We start from the raw sequence: 20,444 nt of genomic DNA on the forward strand, positions 1-20,444 counted from the left end.
TCCTCGTCGCTTACGCTCCTGCGGGGTCTCATCTATTCCGTTTTTCCCGCAGGAGTCTTCGTCTTGCCCTCCAATCAACGGCTAGAAGAATCTAAACAGGTGAAACCTACGTTTACCCTAACAAAAAAAACGAACCACTCATCAACATGGTTGATAAATGGTTCGTTTTTCACTTCGTCTAACATACTTTTGTCCCAGCTTCTTTTTTATACCCTGTCCAATAACTGAGCCATCATCATCGCTTTTCCTACTACAACTCCGGCGTTGTAGACTTCTACATCTAATTTAGCAAACTTCCGACCAAGTTCTAATAGCTTAGGGCGAATTTCAATTACACTTTCAATTTGAACCGGTTTAATAAAATAAACGGTAATGTTTTCAATAACCAAATCACCTTTTTTATATAAGCGCAGAACACGATTAGCAGCTTCCGTCACAATAGTAGTAAAAACTCCGTATGAAATAGTTCCCATATAATTTGTCATTTGTGGCGTTACTTCACAGCGATAGACAGGTGCTTCCTTTGTCTCTTGTACGTCCATAAATTGATTCGTTACAATGTCATCAATGGTTTCTCCTACCTGTGGTTGACGCTGAATCATTTGCAGCGCTTTTAAGACATCTTGACGGCTGATAATGCCTTCTAGTCGGTGGTAATCGTCCACTACAGGCAGCACTTCAATCCCTTCCCATACCATCATATGAGCGGAAGAAGCGACCGATGTTTTCCCGTGAACGGTCATCGGATTTTTCGTCATCACTTTTTCAATCGAAGTGGAAAGATCATATCCAATAACATCTTTTGAGGTAACCATTCCATGAACTTTCATATGCTGATCTACTACAGGAAAACGACTGTGGTGCGTTTGATCGTTACATTCGTGCCATTTTTCAATCGTATCGGTTAACTGCAAGCTAACCGCTTCAGAGACGGGTGTTAAAATATCCTCTACAAGCACAATTTCTTTTTTTATCAACTGATCATAGATAGCCCGATTAATCATCGTTGCAACTGTAAATGTATCATAGCTCGTTGAAATAATAGGAAGCTTAAGATCATCCGCAAGCTTCTTAACCCATTCTTCCGTATCAAAGCCGCCCGTAATTAAAACGGCTGCGCCTGCTTCAAGGGCTAATTCATGAGCGTTTACTCGATTCCCTACGATAAGAAGGTTTCCGGCCTCGGTATACCTCATCATAGCATCAAGCTTCATCGCTCCAATAACAAACTTATTTAACGTTTTATGCAAACCTTCACGTCCGCCCAGCACTTGTCCATCTACAATGTTTACTACTTCGGCAAACGTGAGCTTTTCAATGTTTTCTTTCTTCTTTCGTTCAATTCGAATAGTCCCTACTCGTTCAATCGTTGAAACATATCCTTTATTTTCCGCATCTTTTATTGCTCGGTACGCCGTGCCTTCACTGACAGTCAGTTCTTTGGCAATTTGGCGCACTGAAATTTTTTCACCAATTGGAAGCGAATCGATATACTGTAAAATTTGCTCATGTTTTGTCGCCACGTGTACTTCACCCTTCTAAAACGTTTTTACGTTTCATATGTCTTTTCTTTTATTATACGGGGGAAGTGAAATGGATTCAATCTAACCTCTTTGACGCAAAGGCTTTCTCGCACTATTTTTTTGAATACCTGTCTTTTTACGGCGCGGTGCATAAAGTAGTGATGACAAATTGCCTCCGGCTACAAAAAGAGCAAAGGTAAGCCAGCTTATACTAAAAATCCCTTGCAAACTCGCAGTTGTTAACACTAAGTGCGGCATTGCATAGTAAAGCATCACTCCGCATAGTAAAAGCGATAAAATAACTCGATTTTTTTCCATAACTCTCCCTCCTTATTATTACTATCGTATGCGGGAAAGTAAAAAAAGCAGAACGTTTCTTTGCAAATAAAAAGAGATTAAGACATAACTGCATCGATTCAATCTAAAGATGAACAAATGTGAAACCTACGTTCACCTTAACAATAAAAAAAGAACGAGTGATCGATATTATCGATTACTCGTTCTTTTTTAACTTTAACTGAAATCGTTTTGTCCCATCCTCTATGATTAAAGATCCAATCCTTCTCCAACTTTTAATACTTTTCCTTCAATACCAGATAAAGACTCAACAAATTGATGAGGATCTTGCTTAATTACAGGAAATGTATTGTAGTGAATTGGCACAACAAGCTTTGCCTGCACCCATTCCGCTGCGATAGCCGCATCTTCAGGTCCCATTGTAAAGTTATCTCCAATTGGAAGAAATGCTACGTCAGGCTCATGGCGACCAATTAACTTTAAATCAGAAAATAAAGCCGTATCTCCAGCATGATAAATTGTCTTTCCTTCAATCGTTAAAAGCAAACCAGCCGGCATTCCTGTATAAATAATTTTCTCATTATTTTCTGTATAACTTGAACCGTGGAAAGCTTGTGTCAATTTTACCGTACCAAAATCAAATGTATAGGCTCCGCCTATGCTCATTGGATGTACGTTTAAGCCTTGCCAGCTAAGATATGTAGCTAATTCTGCTACTGCCACAACAAGTGCACCGCTGCGCTTAGCAATTTCCACCGTGTCGCCTACATGATCATTATGGCCATGAGTCAGTAAAATCACATCTGCTTTTACATCTTCAGCATGTAAATCTGTTAATTCATTTCCAGTGATAAACGGGTCAATTAAAATTGTTTTTCCTTTTGTTTCAATTTTAACAACAGAATGTCCATGATAAGAAACGTGCATCATATATTCTCTCCTTTTACACTAACCTTTTCTATATTCTACCCGTCTGTTTTGGTTACAAAACAAGTAAATACGCGGCTATCATATCACAAACTGCGCAAAAACATGCCTTATTATGCTTGCTCTAATAAAGTTGTTGCATCAGCGTAAGTTAGACCGTGTGCATCTGCAACAGCCGCGTAAGTGACAAACCCATTTAGGGTGTTGATGCCTTGAAGAAGGGAAGGGTTTTTTAAGCACGCTTTTTTATATCCCTGATTTGCTATTTGCAGAGCATAAGGAACCGTTACGTTGGTCAGCGCTAAGGTCGACGTGCGGGGAACAGCCCCTGGCATATTAGCAACAGCATAATGCAAGACCTCATGCTTCGAGTAAGTCGGGTTATCGTGAGTAGTAATACGATCAGTTGTTTCAAAAATTCCGCCTTGGTCAATGGCAATATCAACCACAACTGACCCTTTTGACATCGTTTGAACCATTTCCTCGGTGACAAGCTTTGGCGCTTTAGCTCCCGGTATGAGAACCGCTCCTATCACTAAATCTGACTCTTTTACAGATTGTGCGATATTGTAGTGATTTGACATTAATGTTGTCACTTCTTTACCAAACAAATCATCCAGCTGGCGAAGGCGATCAGCGTTTAAATCAATTATTGTGACATCAGCCCCTAATCCGATCGCAATTTTAGCAGCGTTGGTTCCCGCTACTCCTCCTCCAATAATTGTTACTTTTCCTCTTTGCACGCCTGGCACTCCACTTAACAAAATCCCTTTGCCACCTTTGGTTTTTTCTAAAAATTGAGCTCCAATTTGAGAAGACATTCTTCCTGCAACTTCGCTCATCGGCGTTAACAGAGGCAAGCTTTTATTTGGAAGCTGTACCGTTTCATAAGCGATACCCACTACCTTTTTATCAATCAATGCTTTCGTTAACGCTTCTTCAGCTGCCAAATGTAAATACGTAAACAAAATAAGTCCTTCACGAAAATATCCGTATTCTTCTGAAATCGGTTCTTTTACTTTCATAACCATTTCAGCATCCCATGCTTCTTTTGCAGTATTTACAATAGAAGCTCCTGCATTTGTGTAATCTTCATCATGGAATCCAGAGCCTTCTCCTGCCTGTGTTTCAATATATACATCATGCCCACCGTTAACTAAAGCTGTAACACCAGCTGGAGTAATAGCCACGCGATTTTCATTATTTTTTACTTCTTTCGGCACTCCAATTTTCACCTTTATCCCTCTTTTCTTATATCAGTGATTAACTGAAAAAAGAACGCCACACCAAATCCTTTAGAAAACCGGATTTACTATGACGTTACCTTTCGATAGAGCTCAGCATAATCCTGCTTTTCTTAGTCTATATACAGTATATGCATGTAGTTATTCATATAGTTCGTTATCACTCTGTGCTTCTGGATTTTCAACTACAGAAGCCATAGCATCGCCAATAACGCCGCTTGAATAAGAATCCATTAGCTGTCTTGATGTCTCTTTTTCTCCTTCAAAATCATATTCATATACATGCTGCGGATGTTTTTTGTCTTTCATATGTCACTTCTCCTTTTTCACTCTATTTTCTTTACGAATGTGAACTTTATTTCATAATCCCTTACATGATCTTTTCTATTTTCTTCTTAATTGCTCTAGTTATACCATTTATCTCACATCAAAAAACGCCCGCAGAATTTTCTGCGGACGTTTTGAAAACTGTTTTATATTGAAGCTTTTTCATGCAATTCATCTTTAGCTAGCTGAATTGCTTTTTTCACTTGTTCAAACCCTGTTCCCCCCGCGCTATTGCGGCGATTAACAGCTGTTTTTGGACTTAATACATGGTAGATGTCTTCCTCAAATAAATCTGACGCTTCTTTATATTGCTCGAGCGGCAAATCCATTAGGTAGATATTTTTCTGAATACAAACGAGAACTAGTTTCCCAACCACTTCATGTGCTTCACGAAACGGCATACCTTTTGCAGCAAGATAGTCAGCTAACTCCGTTGCATTTGAAAAATCTTGTTTCGTAGCTTTTTCCATAACATTTGTTTTTACTGTCATTGTTTCAATCATGCCAGCAAAGATTGTTAAGCAGCCTTCAATCGTTGTAACCGTATCGAACATGCCTTCTTTATCTTCTTGCAAGTCTTTGTTGTATGTTAAAGGCGTGCCTTTTAACACAGTCAACAAGCTAAATAAATGACCATATACTCGTCCTGTTTTACCACGAATTAACTCTGCCATATCAGGATTTTTCTTTTGAGGCATAATACTGCTGCCAGTTGCATACGTATCATCCATTTCAATAAATTGAAACTCTTGACTAGACCATAAAATTAACTCTTCACAAAAACGAGATAAATGCATCATTAAAATAGAACTGTTGCTTAAAAACTCTAAAATAAAGTCACGGTCGCTGACAGCATCCATACTGTTTTGATAAATTCCATTAAAGCCTAGAAGCTCCGCGCTGTAATGACGATCAATTGGAAATGTCGTACCAGCTAAAGCTCCTGCTCCTAAAGGAGATAAATCAATACGCTTTAGTGTTTCCGCATAACGCTCAGCATCACGCTTAAACATTGAAACATAAGCCATTAGATGATGAGCAAAAGAAACCGGCTGCGCGCGCTGTAAATGTGTGTAGCCTGGAAAAATAGTTTCGACATGCTGATCTGCTTTTGTAAGCAGCACATCTTCTAGATTTTCGATCAGTCCTACAATTTGCTGAACATGCTTTTTTAAATATAAGTGCATATCTGTAGCAACTTGATCATTACGGCTTCGACCCGTATGAAGCTTACCTCCAACCGGACCAATTTCATCAATTAATAGCTTTTCTAAATTCAAATGAATATCTTCATATTGAGCAGAAAATGTTAATTCTTTCTTCTTAGCTTTTTCAAGCAGTGTTTGAAGGCCTTTTTTAATTTGTGACGCTTCATCTCCAGAAAGAATGCTGCATTTCTCAAGCATTGTTACATGTGCTAAACTGCCTTCAATATCTTCTTCTACAAGATGCTGATCAAATGAAATGGACGCACCGAACTCGTCAATCCATTGTTCAGGGCGTTTCGTAAAACGCCCTCCCCAAAGTTTGGTCATACCGTTGTCACCTTCTTTTGATTTACCATGCTGCTCACTTGTGTTGGAAGACCCCATAATGAGATAAAACCAACTGCTGCATTGTGATCAAATTCATCTTCTTTTGTATATGTTGCAAGTTTTTCATTGTATAAAGAATTAGGAGATTTACGTCCCTCTACGATAGCATGCCCTTTAAATAGTTTTACTCTCACTGTTCCGTTCACATATTGCTGCGTGTCTTTTAAGAATGCAAGCAGGGAATTTGTTAATGGAGAGAACCATAAACCCTCATAGATAACTTCCGTTAATTTTTTCTCAATCACTGGTTTGAAGTGCGCTACTTCTTTCACTAATGTTAAATCTTCAAGCTCTTTGTGTGCTTTAATTAATGTCATAGCAGCTGGACACTCATATACTTCACGTGATTTGATTCCCACAAGACGGTTTTCTACATGATCAATACGTCCCACTCCGTGCTTACCTGCAATTTCATTCAATTCTAGAATTAACTGAGCTAGCGTATAAGATTGACCATTTAATGCTACTGGAACACCTTCAACGAATTCAATTTCTACTACATCGGCTGTGTCCGGAGTATTTTCAAGAGAAGCCGTTAGGTCATATGCTTCTTCAGGTGGAGCTGCCCAAGGATCTTCAAGAACGCCGCACTCGTTACTTCTTCCCCATAAGTTTTGATCAATTGAAAATGGGCTGTCTAAGTTAATTGGAATTGGGATATTCTTTTCTTTTGCATACTCGATTTCTTCTTCACGAGACCATTTCCAGTCACGAACAGGAGCTAAAACTTCTAAGTGTGGATTTAATGCTTTAATTGATACTTCGAAACGCACTTGGTCATTTCCTTTTCCCGTACATCCATGTGCGACAGCTACTGCATTTTCTTGTTCTGCTACTTCTACAAGCTTTTTAGCGATTAGCGGTCTAGATAGTGCAGATACTAATGGATATTTTCCTTCATATAACGTGTGTGCTTGAAGTGCTGCTAATGCAAATGTATTAGCATATTCTTCTTTTGCATCAATCACATATGACGATACCGCTCCAACTGTTAAGGCTTTTTCTTTAACGAATTTTAAATCTTTTCCTTCGCCTACGTCTAAACAGCAAGCTACCACATCGTACCCTTTTTCTTGTAACCATTTAATTGCAACTGATGTATCTAAACCTCCGGAATATGCTAAAACAACTTTTGGATTACTCATCATCTATTCCTCCTACAAATTATATATATATTAATACAACCGTTTTAATTTTTATTCATTTAATCTACTATTACTTTAACAACTTTTTAATCTATTTTCAATAGTTATTCAAAAAAAAGTATATAAATTCACGTTTTTTTTAATTTAATAGGATAAAAGCTTTTAAAATACTGTAAAAATAGACGTGAATGAATATTCCTGCCTTAAATGCATTGTATATTTATATGCATAAATCAAGTATAAATGATTTATTTTTCACTTAAAGTAGCTCTGGCTTTTGTCATTGTATAAAATGGAAGGGAAGAGGTGAAAAAATGGAGCGCTTTTTTACTTATGACAACAGACTCGGTATAAAAATTCCTGCTCTTGAAAGAGAATGGACATTCTATTCTGAAAAAGTTCAGCAGGATATCCTCCTAACATGGGAATCCATTCGAGGGCAAATTCCAGACAAAATTCAATCTGTAGAAAAGAGGATTAATCAAAAACAAGCGGCGTTAGAAGATGAGACTAATTTTATCCGCTCCTGTGAATTAAATAGCGAGATAGGAGAACTTGCTTCTATTATTAATGATTTGTGGATTTGGTATCGAACAAATGAGGAAATATCAAAAAAAGTTCACGGATAGACAAAAAAACGAGTCTCATGAAAAATTAATGAGACTCGTTTTTCTTATCCAGCAAATAGCGGTATTGGTAAAAGCGCTTCGCATAATCTGTCACTTGTTTGGCCATTCGATAATTCATCCCTCCGCCAACCATCATACTCACAATTGGCAAACGATTATAAACTTTTCGCTTCGCAGCAAATATAGCTAGCGTTTTTCCAATTTGCACAACGATTTTTTGCAGCCACGTCTTATCTACAATTTGATCAACACCTTCATAAAAATACGGGTCAAATTCTTGGCTTAGCTCACTCTTTAATTGATGCCACCCCTCAGCCTGAAGGTGTCTAGGTAACGTTGCTGCATGAAAAACTTTTAGCGTTAGCATAAGCTCTGAAGGAGTCTGGATATGATAGCCGTAGCTCATTGCTGCCTGTTGCACCGCTTGAATATTCATGCATAAAACAGCGGGTATATCAATACCGACTAGCAGCGATTGGCCGGTTCCTGAAAGTGCTCCTTGACTCAGCGCATACAACCGCAGCTTGGCCATTTGCTGTTCGCATATATAAGAAAGCTGATCTACTTGAAGGGAATTCATTTCTGACAGATCTGTGATATCTTCTTTGAATACACGGGCGGTTTCAATAATTCGTTTTGTCGCTTGAGTTTGCATTTCCGTACCTTGAATTAATGCAGTTAACTGAAAGAGTCCCTCATCAATTTTATGTAAATAGGTCTCACGAACAGAAGCAGGAATTAAGTTAAGCCCTTTTTCTAACCATTCTTCGTACAATAACTCCATCTCAGTTGCTTCTACGCTCTGTAAGCTCTCTTCCCATTTATAGATTTCTTCCAAAAGCTGTTCTTCGCGATTCGTTAATATCATCATGTCACCCTTTCAAGAAATAAGTAGTTTTATTTTTATTATAACAAATAATACATCCGTTACATTTTGCTTCCTATATTATTTCTTTCTTCTATACGTTGTAAACCTTCTTTCAACCGTCAGCTCCTTACGCTATATAAAAAAGCTGATTTCCTAACAAGGAAATCAGCTTTTCGTTAGTTTGCCTGACAATTTATGAGAATTCATGCATTGAAGAGGCACTTTATGAACTTAAATATTCGCTAAACGAGTAACGTCACGTGCAATCATAACTTCTTCGTCTGTAGGAATAACCATAACTTTAACTGGAGAATGAGGGTAGCTAATAAATGCTTCTTCTCCTTGTACACTATTTAAAGCTGGATCCCAATAAACGCCCATGAACTCTAAACCACGAAGAACGCGAGCACGTACAACATCACTGTTTTCTCCAATACCTGCTGTGAAGATGATTGCATCTACACCAGACATACGAGCAGCATAAGAACCGATATATTTATGAATACGGCTAGCAAATACTTCAAGTGCTGTTTCAGCGCGTTCATTGCCTTCAGCGCTTGCTTTGATTAGATCACGTAGGTCACTAGAAATACCAGATACACCTAAAAGACCACTTTCTTTATTTAATACATTTAATACTTCGTCAGCAGTTTTTCCTGTTTTCTCCATAATAAATGGAATTAATGCAGGGTCAATGTTACCTGAACGAGTTCCCATTGCTACACCAGCTAATGGTGTGAAGCCCATTGATGTATCAATTGACTTTCCGCCTTCAATTGCAGCGATACTTGCACCGTTACCTAAGTGACAAGAGATTAAGCGTAATTGTTCAATTGGGCGGCCAAGAAGTTCAGCTGCACGCTCAGAAACATATTTATGAGATGTGCCGTGGAAACCGTATTTACGAACGCCATACTTTTCATAGTACTCGTACGGTAAGCTGTACAAGAATGATTTTTCTGGCATTGTTTGATGGAATGCTGTATCGAAGACTGCTACAGCTGGAACATTTGGAAGAATATCTTGGAACGCTTTAATTCCCACAATATTTGCTGGGTTGTGAAGCGGTGCTAAATCAGATAAAGCTTCAATTTCCGCTAGTGTTTCATCTGTGATTAAAACAGAGTCAGCAAATTTCTCTCCGCCGTGTACGACACGGTGACCTACACCAGTGATTTCATCGTATGATTGAATGATGTTTTGAGAAAGTAACTTTTCAACTAAAATTTTAACTGCAACAGCATGGTCAGGGATTTCTGTAATATCCGTTTGTTTTTCACCATTTACCGAGATCGTGAAAACAGCGTTATCTAAACCAATTCGTTCTACTAAGCCTTTTGTTAATACCGTCTCACTTGGCATTTCAAATAATTGAAACTTAAGTGAAGAACTGCCGGCGTTGATTGCCATGATTTTTGACATAAAAAAACAGCTCCTTCTTTATTATACGTGCATCATAAACATAACGAACAGAACATAAAAGTGTAATCTCTACAATATTCTATGCATTTCGACACGATTTCTATCCTTATTCATTTAATCATTCACGACAATAGATTTCAAGAGCTATACATCATGAAAACGCTACCGGCAAATATTCATTATTTTCGAAAAAGACTTACTTTTTATTAACGCGAAACCATTGGTCCATTTGAGCCATAATATCACTCATTGCTTCTCGATTACTGAACTTCGGCAAATTCACAAGCAGCGCGTTCTCAGGTGCCGTTACCCCTTCTCCTTGCTTTTGAAGAATGATAATACTCTTAGCAGCCTGCTCTTGTTTGAACATTGAAAGCGGCAGCTGAACGATTCCTTGAACGATTGCTTCCTCTTTTAGCAGCGGCTGTAATAAATGAGACTGTTCAGATTCGAACAAGTTATTTGGAATAAGAGCTACTACGTATCCTCCGTCTTTTACATGGCGCAAGCTTTGTTCAATGAATAAGTGATGAGCATAGGTATGACCTTCTTCAGCTCTTACTTTATAGTCTTTTGCCCCTTCATCGTTTGGATAATAACCAACCGGCAGGTCACAGACAACTAAATCAACAGGATCAATAAAAAGCGGCTGTAAGCTGTCTTGATTAAATAATTGAACGCCGTGCTTCTGTAAGTTTGCATTTACATATGTCAATTGAAGTAATAAATCATCCACATCTACACCGTATACATGTTCAATTGACGCAGCGTGTGTATTTAAAATGGTTGTTAATAAGTTTCCAGCTCCTACTGCTGGATCTAAAAGCGTATACTTATCTTTTCCTGCCATGAATTTTCCAACTAAGTAGCTAACAAATAGTCCTACAGCATCAGGGGTCATTTGGTGGTTAGGCTGAACTGCTTCTTTCATCCCTTTTAAAATAGCTAGCTGATATGCTTTTCGAATCGTTTCTTTTTCAAAATGATCAAGCGTGATTGAATCGTATTCTTTTTTTAAACGTTTTTTGGTTACCTCATCTAGCTCTTCTTGCAAAATAGTTCCTTGAAACAAGTTTTCTCCCGTTTCAGCTACTGCTTCTAAATATACGCAGTTTAGTTCTTTTCTTAAAATAATAGCTGTTTGATCAATTACACCAAATAGCTTTTCCATACTAGCTAATTGACTCATATTCTGCCTCCTGTGTAATGAAATGATATCTATATAAATGAGTAAACGTCCTATTTGGAACATCATATTTTATCATAAAAGCTTCTTAAAACACAAAGAAGGCGAAAAACATTGTTTTCCGCCTTCTGCCGAACGCCATCGACAATCTTACTTAGCTGCTTTAGCTGCTTCGATTGCTGCTTCGTAGTTCGGATGCTCAGTTACTTCTGGTAAGTACTCAACATACGTTACGTTGTCATTTGAGTCTACTACAAAGATTGAACGAGCCAATAAGCGTAATTCTTGAATAGCTACACCATATGCTTCGCCGAAAGATAAGTCGCGGTGGTCAGATAATGTTTGAACATTATCAATGCCATTAGCACCACACCAGCGCTTTTGAGCAAACGGTAAATCTACGCTCACTGTTAATACTTTTACGTTATCTAATTTAGCTGCTTCTTCGTTGAAGCGGCGAGTTTGCGCATCACAAACTCCAGTATCAATAGAAGGAACTACACTGATTAGGCGAACAGAACCCTTTGTACTGTCAAGCGTTACTTCTGATAAATCATTTGCTAAAACGGTAAAGTTTGGCGCCTTGTCTCCAACCTTTACTTGATTTCCTAATAATGTTACATCGTTACCTTTAAATTTAGTCACGAATAATTCCTCCTTTAAATAAGTATGTACACTGTTCATATTAGCTTGTCTGTCTCTATATTGCAATTAAATGACATACATACTATAACGCTATATGTTAGAAAACATGCCCAATAAAAAAAGGCTTTGCTTGCTTCTTTTATCGTTCAAAGAAGCAAGCAAAGCTTTATTTTATCCCTACAAATTAAAATCATTTGCACCGTCATGATGCTGATTTTGTTGATTATGATGATCCTGCTGATGGTTATTTCGCTTGAACATTTGCTGCACGCGTTCAATTGCTTGAGGTGCTGTATCTAAAATCTTTTCATATAAATGTGTACTTTCATTAAGGTGAAGCATTTTAATTCCGCTTCCACTCACAATTAAAAAGGCAATTGGCGTAATTGATACACCGCCACCGCTACCTCCGCCAAATGGATGACCTGATTCTTGCTGATGCTGCCCTGGAGAAGATGGCGCATGCCCTTCTACTCCAAACTCGCTTCCGCCCGCTGCAAAGCCAAAACCTACTTTTGAGACAGTTAAAATAACGCTGCCATCAGGTGTTTCTACGGGATCACCAATGATTGTATTAACATCAATCATTTCCTTTAAATTTTCCATAGCTGTCGACATTAAACTTTTAATTGGATGTTCTGCCATTAAGATAACCTCCTTATGTTTTCACAGAGTGTGTCTTGTTCTTATTTGACGACTTCCATCTTTTGCGACGCTTTTTGGACGTATGCCGCCAGTATCTCAAGGTCCGTAAACCTACTAGAATAGCTTGACCAACTCGAAAAGAAATTATGCACTCAAATACCGTTTCTGACCAAAGATGTTGAAATACAGGAGTAACGCTCATTACAGGCATATCTTTTAGTTTCATATAACGGCTGATTATACCAACTATGCCCCCCTTTGCAGACCATACCGCCCCGGTAAGTACGCCTGTTAACGCAGCATCACCTAAGCCGAAACGGCTGTGCCATTTAATATCCCTTACCGTCACTTTCTGTAAGAAACGACGAAAAATGTTATGAAAACCGACTACCTGTTCAAGGAATTGCTTCGCATTTTCTAACATGCTTAACCCGTCTTCTACAGAATAATCACTCCATGAATTCTCGTCTTCTTTTCCTTGATCACCCATTCCTTTCTTCTTTTCAACAAGCAAACGAGGAGAATCTTTTTTTACTTTCACTACCGGAATTTCATATGTATAGCGAATAAGACCAAACCAAGCCCTGAGTCTCACTCTGTAATAATCGTTATCTCGGACATGATGAAGCTCTACAAATAGCGTGATTTTTGTCCATACAATAAGTACAATAACAATTAAAAGTGCTAGCAATATCCATAAAAGCCATAGCACATCCTTCACTCCTTCTTAGCTTCACATTATCTCCAAAACACAGAATATTAAACCTTATGAAAACAATAAAAAGAGGTTGAGACATAACGAAATGAATCCAATTTAAAGACGAACAAATAGTATACATGAGCTTAACCGTTTGCGACACCGCAGTTGATTTCCGTGCAAGGCTTCGCTTTCCCTCCAATCAACTGCTAGAAAGACCTACACACATGAAACCTACGTTTACCATAACCAAAAAAACGAACCACTAATCAAACACCTTGATCAATGGTTCGTTTTTCAATTCGTCTAAATATTTTTGCCCCAGCCTCTTTTTATTATCTGCTTATTGTACCTTCATGTATAACGGTTGTATCTGCATAGTAATCATGCGCTCCTTGCTTTTTAGGTAAAAAAGCAACTAACAAATAGCCAAGTAAAAAAACTGTTTTAGAAATATAACGTCCAATTCCTTCACGAAACAGCACAACAGGCCAAGTTAAAGTGGAGTCTTTCAGTGATACTACTTTAAGCCCAAACACCATCTTTCCAAGCGTTTGTCCAAAATACTTGGTCATTAAAACAAAATAACCATAAAAGATAATCACCGTCACAATCGTATAGGGAGAAAAAAATCCATCCCCTTGAGGAATATCTGCTAAATGGAAAATGGGTTTGATCAGCAGGGAGTTCAAGCTAGCTACTACAGCTAGATCCAAAAGATATGCCCAAAAGCGCATCCAAAAGCCTGCATAATGGAATTCACTACCTATTGGAGCACTTACCGCTGGCTCATGTTTTATAGTGTCGTTTGATTCGGTTGAATGAGATTGATTTTCCATGTTCCCACCTCTATTCTGCATATAAATACATCAAGCGCGGAGAGCTTGGCTGCGCAAATGTTTTTAACATTGCGGTAACTTGTTCATCTCCACCAATTACTTTTTGCATGCTCATTGAAAGCCAAGAAGGCAGTCCGAATCCTTGATTGTATTGAATTACTTGTGCACCTTTTAACTTGTAATCTTTCTCCATTCCTTTTACCGTATCTTCAAAATAGCCTAGTTGATCGATCAGCTTCAGCTCTTTAGCCTGACGTCCATCGTACACTCGTCCATCTGCAATAGAACGCACTTTTTCTTTAGAAAGGTGACGTCCTTCAGAGATAACATTGACGAAACCATCATACGAGTTGTCTACAAGTGTTTGCATAATTTCTTTTTCTTCTCCGGTCATTTCTCTTGTTGGAGACATAATATCTTTATGAGCCCCGCTTTTAATAACAACAGATTCTACTCCTAGTTTATCCGCCAGCTTGCCGTAGTTAACACTTTGCATAATTACACCTAGTGAACCTGTTAAAGTGTCCGGAATTGCATAGATTTTAGTAGCAGCTGTTGAAATATAATAGCCTCCTGAAGCAGCCATTGATCCCATTGAAATATACACTGGCTTTTTCGTTTCTTTCTTCAGCTCTTCAATTTTTTTATGTATTTCAGCACTTTCAACGACGCCGCCGCCCGGTGAATTCACCTTAATAATGACTCCTTTAACTGCCTTATCATTTTTTGCAGCCTCTAGCTGCTTTAAAAATGCTTGGTGGTTATAACCATTTTGAGACATAAGCGGAGAGGAACTGCTTCCTGTATCTTGAATCGTTCCATTGACCTCTAGCACTGCAATTTTCTTAGCTGCATTCCCTTTTTCGATAACTGTTTCTGATAGTTCACTGTCGTCTCCTCCAAATATGCCTGCCAGACCGTCATCTTTTTCTTCTTTGACTGAAAAACCAATATTAACAATCGCAGAAAAAATGAATAAGCAGGCCGCAATTAAAAGAGCAATCCACCTTTTTTTGTTCATGAAAATCCTCCTTTTTAGGTGTCAGAATTAAAAGATTATTCTTTTAATTCTTAAAGCAATAATGCTATAATTATTGTAACAAACTTTTTTTAAAAAGTTTACTTTATCGCTAATATTTTACATATCAGACAAACAAGGGGGAACTATCTATGCCAAATCGTCGCAACGTTTATTTCTTTCATCCAAAAAACCAGGAATCAAAGGCGCTCGTAAGTCCACTTATTGAACTTGCAAAACAATATGACTTTCAAGTAGTAGACCATTTCGACAGCGCTAACATCATTGTAAGTATTGGCGGTGACGGAGCTTTCTTGCAGGCTGTCCGTCAATCTGGCTTTCGAGATGACTGCTTATATGCTGGTGTCACAACTTCAGATCAACTAAGCTTTTACTGCGATTTTCATATCGATGAAACGGATAAAATGATTGAAGCTATTACGACAGAAAATATAGAAGTACGTCGATTTCCCGTTTTACAAACTCAAATTGATCAAGGAACTTCTTTTTATTGCTTAAATGAATGTTCTATTCGATCAGGTGTTATAAAAACACTCAGTCTAGATGTTTTTATTAATGAAAATCACTTTGAAACATTCCGTGGGGATGGGATGATTATTTCAACACCAACAGGCAGTACGGCTTATAATAAATCGGTAAGTGGAGCCGTAGTTGATCCGTTAATTCCTTGTATGCAAGTCAGCGAATTGGCATCGTTAAACAATAATAATTATCGTACATTAGGATCTTCATTCATCCTAAGCGCTGAGCATACGCTCACTTTAAAACTATCCAATGACAACAACCACAGTCCAATTATTGGAATAGATAACGAAGCATTAAATGCACGTCAAGTTGATCAAGTTCAAATACGTTTAAGCGACCGTCAAATTAAAACGGTTAAGCTAAAAGATAACTCTTTCTGGCAACGAGTTAAGCGTACATTTCTATAACAAAAAGCGCCCAAGGGCGCTTTTTATTTTTGATATACAATTTTTCCATTAATAGCAGTCATCTGCACCTGTACCCCTGGAATATCATCTGCAGATATCTCAAACAGATCTTTTTCTAATACGGTAAAATCGGCCACATATCCCTTCTGAACATATCCTTTTTTATGCTCTTGATGAATGGCCTGCGCGCTTCCTAAAGTAAACAGCTGAACAGCTTCAAATACTGTGAGTCGCTCAGAAGGTATGTAAACGACCGAGCTATTTGGAGAAGTTTTTCTAGAAACCGCTGCATGGATCGTTAACATGGGATTGATAGGTTCAATAGGTGCATCCGATCCGCCTGCACACATAACCCCTTCGTCCAATAACGTTTTCCAAGCATAGCAATAATCCAAATGCTCTTCTCCGATTTTTTCAATGACCCATGGAAAATCACTGGCTAAAAACCGAGGCTGAATATCTAGCACAACCGGGAGCATTTTTACACGATCAACTAAATCTTTTCGTAGAATTTGCGCATGGATGATACGATCTCTTTGCCCTGTTTGAGGAGGATATTGCTCGATGCTTTCCACTACGTATTGAAACGCTAAATCCCCAATCGCATGAATTGCAACGGTCATGCCCAATTCTCTCGCTTTCCTCACTAGCTGCTTTAATTCATCTAGTGATTGAATAGCTACACCTCTTGTAGAAGGGTCGCTTTTGTAGGGAAAGCTTAAAAGCGCAGATTGACTGCCGAGCGAACCATCAGCAAAAATCTTCATTGGCCCTATTTCAATAAAATCGGATGTGTCTTTCTTTTCTTCACAGTATGTATACATATCATCTACAGCTTCATGATGAACAAGTAAATGAGCACGAAACAGCTGCTTTTCTTTATGAATAACGTCTTGGAATGCTTGATATGTACGCAAAAAGCCTCCATAATAATTTAAATCTTCCGTATGTCCACCCGTTAATCCGTGATGAACACAATCTTTAATGGCTACTGAAAGCGCTTGTCGAATGTATGCTTCTGATACTTTAGGAATATGAGCCGTTACTAATTCTTGCGCTTGATCAGCCAAAAAACCGGTAGGATTTCCAGCTTCATCCCTCTGGATAATACCTCCTTCCGGGTCACGTGTTTCAGCTGTAATCCCGGCTATTTTAAGAGCAGTCCCGTTTACTACTAATCCGTGACGACAGACTCGCTTCAACATAATAGGATGTTCAGTTGACAGCTGATCAAGATCTTGATACTGAATCAAAGAGGAATCTTCCCACTGATTTTCATCCCACCCTTCTCCAATTACCCATTCTCCTTTTGGCGTACTCTCTACTTTTTTCCGAACGAGCCTTAACACCTCTTCCCGAGAAGTAGCTTGAGACAAATCAAGCCGAAGAAGCTTTTCACCGTGACCAATTAAGTGAAGGTGGCTATCGACAAAGCCCGGATACATTGGGTGTCCTTTGAGGTGTACTTCTTTGTCAATCTCAGCACCCCATTTGATTCTTAGATCTTCTTCTGCGCCTATATCTTCAATGAATCCTTTTTCAACATATACGCTTTCTACATGCTCACCTTCTTTTAGCATCGTATATATTTTGCCGCCGTAAAATAAAGTCCCCATCGCCAACATCTCCTTTACTTTATAAAGCTTGATCTTGTCTCTATTATACGTGACAAAACAAACAAGACAAAAGAGTGAGGTTTCCCCCACTCTTTTTAGCCATCATTATTTAATTAATATGACTTATTTACCACCAAGTTGTTGCTCAGCCATTTGAACTAAGCGTTTAGTGATTTCTCCACCAACAGATCCGTTAGCGCGAGCTGTTGCTTCTGGTCCAAGATTTACACCGAATTCAGAAGCGATTTCGTATTTCATTTGGTCGATAGCAGCTGCTGAACCAGGAGCTACTAATTTGTTTGTGTTTGCCATGTGTTTTCACCTCCTTGTTGAATATAGATTGTGTCAAAACACATGGCATCATACATTATTTTTTTGGTAATTTTATGAAATTTTACTTTTAAAACAAATCTTCTACGCTGTCTGCGGTATTTGTAGCCGAAGAAGCTGTCATCTCAAGCGTTTCTACATTATTTACCGCTTCTTGAATTAATGTTTCAAAATCATAAAATTGTTCGTATCGATTTATTTTTTCACGCTTTGGCTTAGTTTTTGGTGAGCTTGGCGTAAAAATTGTACAGCAGTCTTCATACGGACGATTCGAAATTTCATGCGTGTCAATTTTACGGGCAATTTCCACAATCTCCGTTTTATCCATTGTCACAAGCGGACGCAAAATTGGCGTATTCGTCACTTCATTAATCGCATACATGCTCTCAACCGTTTGACTAGCTACTTGCCCTAAGCTGTCGCCAGTTACGATAGCTAACGATTCATTTTTTTCACGAATAAGGTCCGTAATTCGAAGCATCATACGACGTGTAGAAGTCATCGTATAATTCTCTGGAATTTGCTTTTGGATCGCTTGCTGTACAGCTGTAAACGGTACAATGTGAAGCTTTACTTTTTCGTGATAAGCCGTTAATTTTTGCGTTAAATCAATTACTTTTTGCTTAGAACGTTCACTTGTAAAAGGCGGACTATAAAAATGAACCGCTTCTATTTCTAAACCGCGCTTCATAGCTAAGTATCCTGCAACCGGGCTGTCGATTCCTCCAGAAAGCATGAGCATCGCTTTTCCACTCGTACCAACTGGAAGACCCCCTGCTCCGCGATAATCAAAACATGTAATATACGTTGCTTCACTTCTCACTTCTACTCGTACATTTACGCTTGGCTCTTTTACGTTTACCTGTAGATGCTCTGTATTTCGTAGAATATGACTTCCTACTGCATAATTTAATTCGTTTGTATCAAGAGGAAATTGTTTGTACGCTCTTCGAGTAGATACTTTGAACGTTTTTCCTTCTATATCAAATTCTTTCATTGCTTCTAGCGCTGCTTCTTGAATGGCTTCAAGTTCATTTTCAACTTTTAATGCTAAACTAAAACTTTGAATACCAAAGATTTGCTGAAGACGTTCAATGATAGGCTCGTGATTTTCACCATTTAAGTGAATATACATGCGGTCTCTTGTGTATTTTACGTGAATGTTTTGGAATGCACTAAGAGCCGTTACAATATTTTTTCTTAGCTGCGCAACAAATTTTTTTCTATTTTGTCCTTTAGTGGAGATTTCTCCGTATCGAATTAAAATATGGTTATATATCATAGTTATTTACCTCATTACTTTCTTTAAATCTTCAATTACTGTGAAAATAGCATTTATAATGGGCGTTACTTCATTATAGTCATTTAATCCTGACAAGCTCAAACGAATGGACTGATCGGCTTCTTCGTAATTTTTACCGATAGCTAAAAGCGTTTTACTTGGCTTTTTTCGTTTTGATGAGCAGGCAGATGTAGTTGATACAAACACTCCTTTTTCTTCAAGAGCGTGAACAAAAACCTCACCTTTAATACCTTGCGCTGTAAAATTTATAATATGGGGAGCTGAATGCTCATTCGGCGTATTAATCGTGATTCTTTCGTGAGCAGAAAGTTTGTCCATCAGTTCTGCTTTTATTTTCTGCATTTTTTGCTGATTCTGAGCTGCATGTTCAAGTGTTAAACGAAGTGCTTTAGCAAATGCTACGATTCCCGGAACATTTTCCGTGCCTGATCGATGCTGCATTTCCTGAGAGCCTCCGCTAAGCAACGGATGAAGCTGAACTCCATTTCGTTTATATAAAATCCCCGTTCCTTTTAAGCCGTGAATTTTGTGTCCTGATAATGTGCATAAATCAATTTTATGATTTGCTAAAGAAAGCGGAACTTTTCCAATCCCCTGCACATGATCGACATGAAAAAGCACCTTCGAATAGTTCGTAAGCATCTGTCCAATTTCTTCAATTGGCTGAATGGTGCCAATTTCATTATTTACATGCATAACGGATACTAAAATGGTTTCATCCGTAATAGCTGATTCAATAGACGCAGGTGACACAAATCCATTTGAATCTACCGGAACATACGTCACATGAAACCCTAGTGCTTCTAACTGCTTAAATGGTTCATGAACAGAATCATGTTCAATATTTGTCGTAATAATATGCTGACCTCGGCTTTTATATTGCATCGCTACGCCTTTAATAGCTAAATTATTCCCTTCCGTTCCTCCTGATGTAAAGATAATTTCATTTGACGATACGTGCAGCAATTCTGCTACTTGCTCACGTGAACGGCTCAACAAATTCTCCGCCTGTACGCCAAATTGATGGAGGGACGATGGATTGCCATAATAAGTTGTAGCTACTTTGGTAAAAGATTGTATGACTTCATTATAGGGTTTTGTTGTAGCGCTATTATCTAAATAAATCAAGGATGCGCGCCCCCTTCTTCATTTTTTCGGAACAACGTATTATCATACCACACCTTGGTATTTTTTTAAATTAGGCGTTCCTTTTATTATTAATAAACTATTTAGAT

At 38.3% G+C, this 20,444-nt stretch carries 21 protein-coding genes; 2 read left to right on the forward strand and 19 right to left on the reverse strand.

Annotated features, from left to right (window positions below; all coding sequences use genetic code 11):
• Nucleotides 1-206: 206 nt before the first annotated feature.
• The 7 genes from ACRPLY_RS18800 to ACRPLY_RS18830 all read right to left on the reverse strand — a co-directional run bounded on the left by ACRPLY_RS18800 (nucleotide 207) and on the right by ACRPLY_RS18830 (nucleotide 7,058).
• Nucleotides 207-1,523: a CBS domain-containing protein gene (locus tag ACRPLY_RS18800; protein WP_028411790.1), complete on the reverse strand. Its 1,317-nt coding sequence runs from the start codon at nucleotides 1,521-1,523 to the stop codon at nucleotides 207-209.
• Nucleotides 1,524-1,604: 81 nt separating this feature from the next.
• Nucleotides 1,605-1,841, reverse strand: coding sequence for a hypothetical protein (locus tag ACRPLY_RS18805; protein WP_033579613.1), 237 nt, complete (start codon nucleotides 1,839-1,841; stop codon nucleotides 1,605-1,607).
• Nucleotides 1,842-2,069: 228 nt separating this feature from the next.
• Entirely contained in the window at nucleotides 2,070-2,747 is a 678-nt protein-coding gene (locus ACRPLY_RS18810; protein WP_033579823.1) for a metal-dependent hydrolase, read from the reverse strand.
• A 113-nt stretch (nucleotides 2,748-2,860) separates the two neighbouring features.
• Complete coding sequence (gene ald, locus ACRPLY_RS18815; protein WP_432232089.1) at nucleotides 2,861-3,982, reverse strand: alanine dehydrogenase; 1,122 nt, start codon at nucleotides 3,980-3,982, stop codon at nucleotides 2,861-2,863.
• A gap of 150 nt (nucleotides 3,983-4,132) precedes the next feature.
• Entirely contained in the window at nucleotides 4,133-4,300 is a 168-nt protein-coding gene (locus ACRPLY_RS18820) for a hypothetical protein (protein WP_013059463.1), read from the reverse strand.
• 164 nt (nucleotides 4,301-4,464) lie between these two features.
• Nucleotides 4,465-5,853 (reverse strand): argininosuccinate lyase, encoded by a 1,389-nt coding sequence (gene argH, locus ACRPLY_RS18825; RefSeq protein WP_432232090.1) that lies wholly within the window; start codon nucleotides 5,851-5,853, stop codon nucleotides 4,465-4,467.
• On the reverse strand, nucleotides 5,850-7,058 hold the full coding sequence (locus tag ACRPLY_RS18830) for an argininosuccinate synthase (protein WP_033579611.1): 1,209 nt from the start codon (nucleotides 7,056-7,058) through the stop codon (nucleotides 5,850-5,852). Before ACRPLY_RS18830 ends, argH begins: the two co-directional genes overlap by 4 nt.
• A gap of 314 nt (nucleotides 7,059-7,372) precedes the next feature.
• Here ACRPLY_RS18830 and ACRPLY_RS18835 point away from each other — a divergent pair, with 314 nt between their 5' ends.
• Nucleotides 7,373-7,687, forward strand: a complete 315-nt coding sequence (locus tag ACRPLY_RS18835) for a hypothetical protein (protein ID WP_028411794.1) — start codon at nucleotides 7,373-7,375, stop codon at nucleotides 7,685-7,687.
• A gap of 25 nt (nucleotides 7,688-7,712) precedes the next feature.
• On the opposite strand, the gene ACRPLY_RS18840 is transcribed toward ACRPLY_RS18835, so the two are convergent.
• The 8 genes from ACRPLY_RS18840 to sppA form a co-directional block, all read right to left on the reverse strand.
• Entirely contained in the window at nucleotides 7,713-8,555 is an 843-nt protein-coding gene (locus tag ACRPLY_RS18840; RefSeq protein WP_028411795.1) for an EcsC family protein, read from the reverse strand.
• A 231-nt stretch (nucleotides 8,556-8,786) separates the two neighbouring features.
• The gene (locus ACRPLY_RS18845) at nucleotides 8,787-9,977 is read right to left on the reverse strand and encodes an acetate kinase (protein ID WP_013059468.1); all 1,191 of its coding nucleotides are present in this window, start codon (nucleotides 9,975-9,977) and stop codon (nucleotides 8,787-8,789) included.
• Nucleotides 9,978-10,173: 196 nt separating this feature from the next.
• Nucleotides 10,174-11,166, reverse strand: coding sequence for a class I SAM-dependent methyltransferase (locus tag ACRPLY_RS18850; protein WP_033579609.1), 993 nt, complete (start codon nucleotides 11,164-11,166; stop codon nucleotides 10,174-10,176).
• 147 nt (nucleotides 11,167-11,313) lie between these two features.
• Nucleotides 11,314-11,808, reverse strand: a complete 495-nt coding sequence (gene tpx, locus ACRPLY_RS18855) for a thiol peroxidase (RefSeq protein ID WP_028411797.1) — start codon at nucleotides 11,806-11,808, stop codon at nucleotides 11,314-11,316.
• 177 nt (nucleotides 11,809-11,985) lie between these two features.
• The gene (gene ytfJ, locus ACRPLY_RS18860; protein WP_028411798.1) at nucleotides 11,986-12,453 is read right to left on the reverse strand and encodes a GerW family sporulation protein; all 468 of its coding nucleotides are present in this window, start codon (nucleotides 12,451-12,453) and stop codon (nucleotides 11,986-11,988) included.
• A 13-nt stretch (nucleotides 12,454-12,466) separates the two neighbouring features.
• Nucleotides 12,467-13,165 carry a DUF2953 domain-containing protein gene (locus tag ACRPLY_RS18865; RefSeq protein ID WP_328141605.1) on the reverse strand — a complete coding sequence of 233 codons (699 nt, stop codon included), beginning with the start codon at nucleotides 13,163-13,165 and terminating at the stop codon, nucleotides 12,467-12,469.
• A gap of 320 nt (nucleotides 13,166-13,485) precedes the next feature.
• Nucleotides 13,486-13,989, reverse strand: coding sequence for an RDD family protein (locus tag ACRPLY_RS18870; RefSeq protein ID WP_033579607.1), 504 nt, complete (start codon nucleotides 13,987-13,989; stop codon nucleotides 13,486-13,488).
• Nucleotides 13,990-13,999: 10 nt separating this feature from the next.
• Nucleotides 14,000-15,010 (reverse strand): signal peptide peptidase SppA, encoded by a 1,011-nt coding sequence (gene sppA, locus ACRPLY_RS18875; RefSeq protein ID WP_323873933.1) that lies wholly within the window; start codon nucleotides 15,008-15,010, stop codon nucleotides 14,000-14,002.
• A gap of 149 nt (nucleotides 15,011-15,159) precedes the next feature.
• On the opposite strand from sppA, the gene ACRPLY_RS18880 reads away from it, so the two are divergent.
• A complete protein-coding gene (locus ACRPLY_RS18880; protein WP_014458018.1) occupies nucleotides 15,160-15,960 on the forward strand; it encodes an NAD kinase in 801 nt (266 codons plus the stop codon).
• Nucleotides 15,961-15,983: 23 nt separating this feature from the next.
• Here ACRPLY_RS18880 and ACRPLY_RS18885 read toward each other — a convergent pair whose 3' ends face one another.
• The 4 genes from ACRPLY_RS18885 to ACRPLY_RS18900 form a co-directional block, all read right to left on the reverse strand.
• Nucleotides 15,984-17,576, reverse strand: a complete 1,593-nt coding sequence (locus ACRPLY_RS18885; protein WP_323873932.1) for an amidohydrolase — start codon at nucleotides 17,574-17,576, stop codon at nucleotides 15,984-15,986.
• Between the two features lie 123 nt (nucleotides 17,577-17,699).
• Complete coding sequence (locus ACRPLY_RS18890; protein ID WP_013059477.1) at nucleotides 17,700-17,888, reverse strand: alpha/beta-type small acid-soluble spore protein; 189 nt, start codon at nucleotides 17,886-17,888, stop codon at nucleotides 17,700-17,702.
• Between the two features lie 88 nt (nucleotides 17,889-17,976).
• A complete protein-coding gene (gene thiI / locus ACRPLY_RS18895; RefSeq protein WP_014458016.1) occupies nucleotides 17,977-19,188 on the reverse strand; it encodes a tRNA uracil 4-sulfurtransferase ThiI in 1,212 nt (403 codons plus the stop codon).
• Between the two features lie 6 nt (nucleotides 19,189-19,194).
• Nucleotides 19,195-20,337: a cysteine desulfurase family protein gene (locus ACRPLY_RS18900; RefSeq protein ID WP_323873931.1), complete on the reverse strand. Its 1,143-nt coding sequence runs from the start codon at nucleotides 20,335-20,337 to the stop codon at nucleotides 19,195-19,197.
• Nucleotides 20,338-20,444 lie beyond the last annotated feature (107 nt).

The organism is Priestia sp. TGN 0903 (assembly GCF_050846855.1).
In the GTDB taxonomy this organism is placed as follows: domain Bacteria; phylum Bacillota; class Bacilli; order Bacillales; family Bacillaceae_H; genus Priestia; species Priestia zanthoxyli.

What these genes read in the sequence shown, in the direction of transcription:
- ACRPLY_RS18805 (WP_033579613.1), bottom strand. Translation starts at nt 1,841, where the DNA reads ATGGAAAAAAATCGAGTTATTTTATCGCTTTTACTATGCGGAGTGATG.
- ACRPLY_RS18810 (WP_033579823.1), bottom strand. Translation starts at nt 2,747, where the DNA reads ATGCACGTTTCTTATCATGGACATTCTGTTGTTAAAATTGAAACAAAA.
- ACRPLY_RS18820 (WP_013059463.1), bottom strand. Translation starts at nt 4,300, where the DNA reads ATGAAAGACAAAAAACATCCGCAGCATGTATATGAATATGATTTTGAA.
- argH (WP_432232090.1), bottom strand. Translation starts at nt 5,853, where the DNA reads ATGACCAAACTTTGGGGAGGGCGTTTTACGAAACGCCCTGAACAATGG.
- ACRPLY_RS18830 (WP_033579611.1), bottom strand. Translation starts at nt 7,058, where the DNA reads ATGAGTAATCCAAAAGTTGTTTTAGCATATTCCGGAGGTTTAGATACA.
- ACRPLY_RS18835 (WP_028411794.1), top strand. Translation starts at nt 7,373, where the DNA reads ATGGAGCGCTTTTTTACTTATGACAACAGACTCGGTATAAAAATTCCT.
- ACRPLY_RS18840 (WP_028411795.1), bottom strand. Translation starts at nt 8,555, where the DNA reads ATGATATTAACGAATCGCGAAGAACAGCTTTTGGAAGAAATCTATAAA.
- ACRPLY_RS18845 (WP_013059468.1), bottom strand. Translation starts at nt 9,977, where the DNA reads ATGTCAAAAATCATGGCAATCAACGCCGGCAGTTCTTCACTTAAGTTT.
- ACRPLY_RS18850 (WP_033579609.1), bottom strand. Translation starts at nt 11,166, where the DNA reads ATGAGTCAATTAGCTAGTATGGAAAAGCTATTTGGTGTAATTGATCAA.
- ytfJ (WP_028411798.1), bottom strand. Translation starts at nt 12,453, where the DNA reads ATGGCAGAACATCCAATTAAAAGTTTAATGTCGACAGCTATGGAAAAT.
- ACRPLY_RS18870 (WP_033579607.1), bottom strand. Translation starts at nt 13,989, where the DNA reads ATGGAAAATCAATCTCATTCAACCGAATCAAACGACACTATAAAACAT.
- sppA (WP_323873933.1), bottom strand. Translation starts at nt 15,010, where the DNA reads ATGAACAAAAAAAGGTGGATTGCTCTTTTAATTGCGGCCTGCTTATTC.
- ACRPLY_RS18880 (WP_014458018.1), top strand. Translation starts at nt 15,160, where the DNA reads ATGCCAAATCGTCGCAACGTTTATTTCTTTCATCCAAAAAACCAGGAA.
- ACRPLY_RS18885 (WP_323873932.1), bottom strand. Translation starts at nt 17,576, where the DNA reads ATGGGGACTTTATTTTACGGCGGCAAAATATATACGATGCTAAAAGAA.
- ACRPLY_RS18890 (WP_013059477.1), bottom strand. Translation starts at nt 17,888, where the DNA reads ATGGCAAACACAAACAAATTAGTAGCTCCTGGTTCAGCAGCTGCTATC.
- thiI (WP_014458016.1), bottom strand. Translation starts at nt 19,188, where the DNA reads ATGATATATAACCATATTTTAATTCGATACGGAGAAATCTCCACTAAA.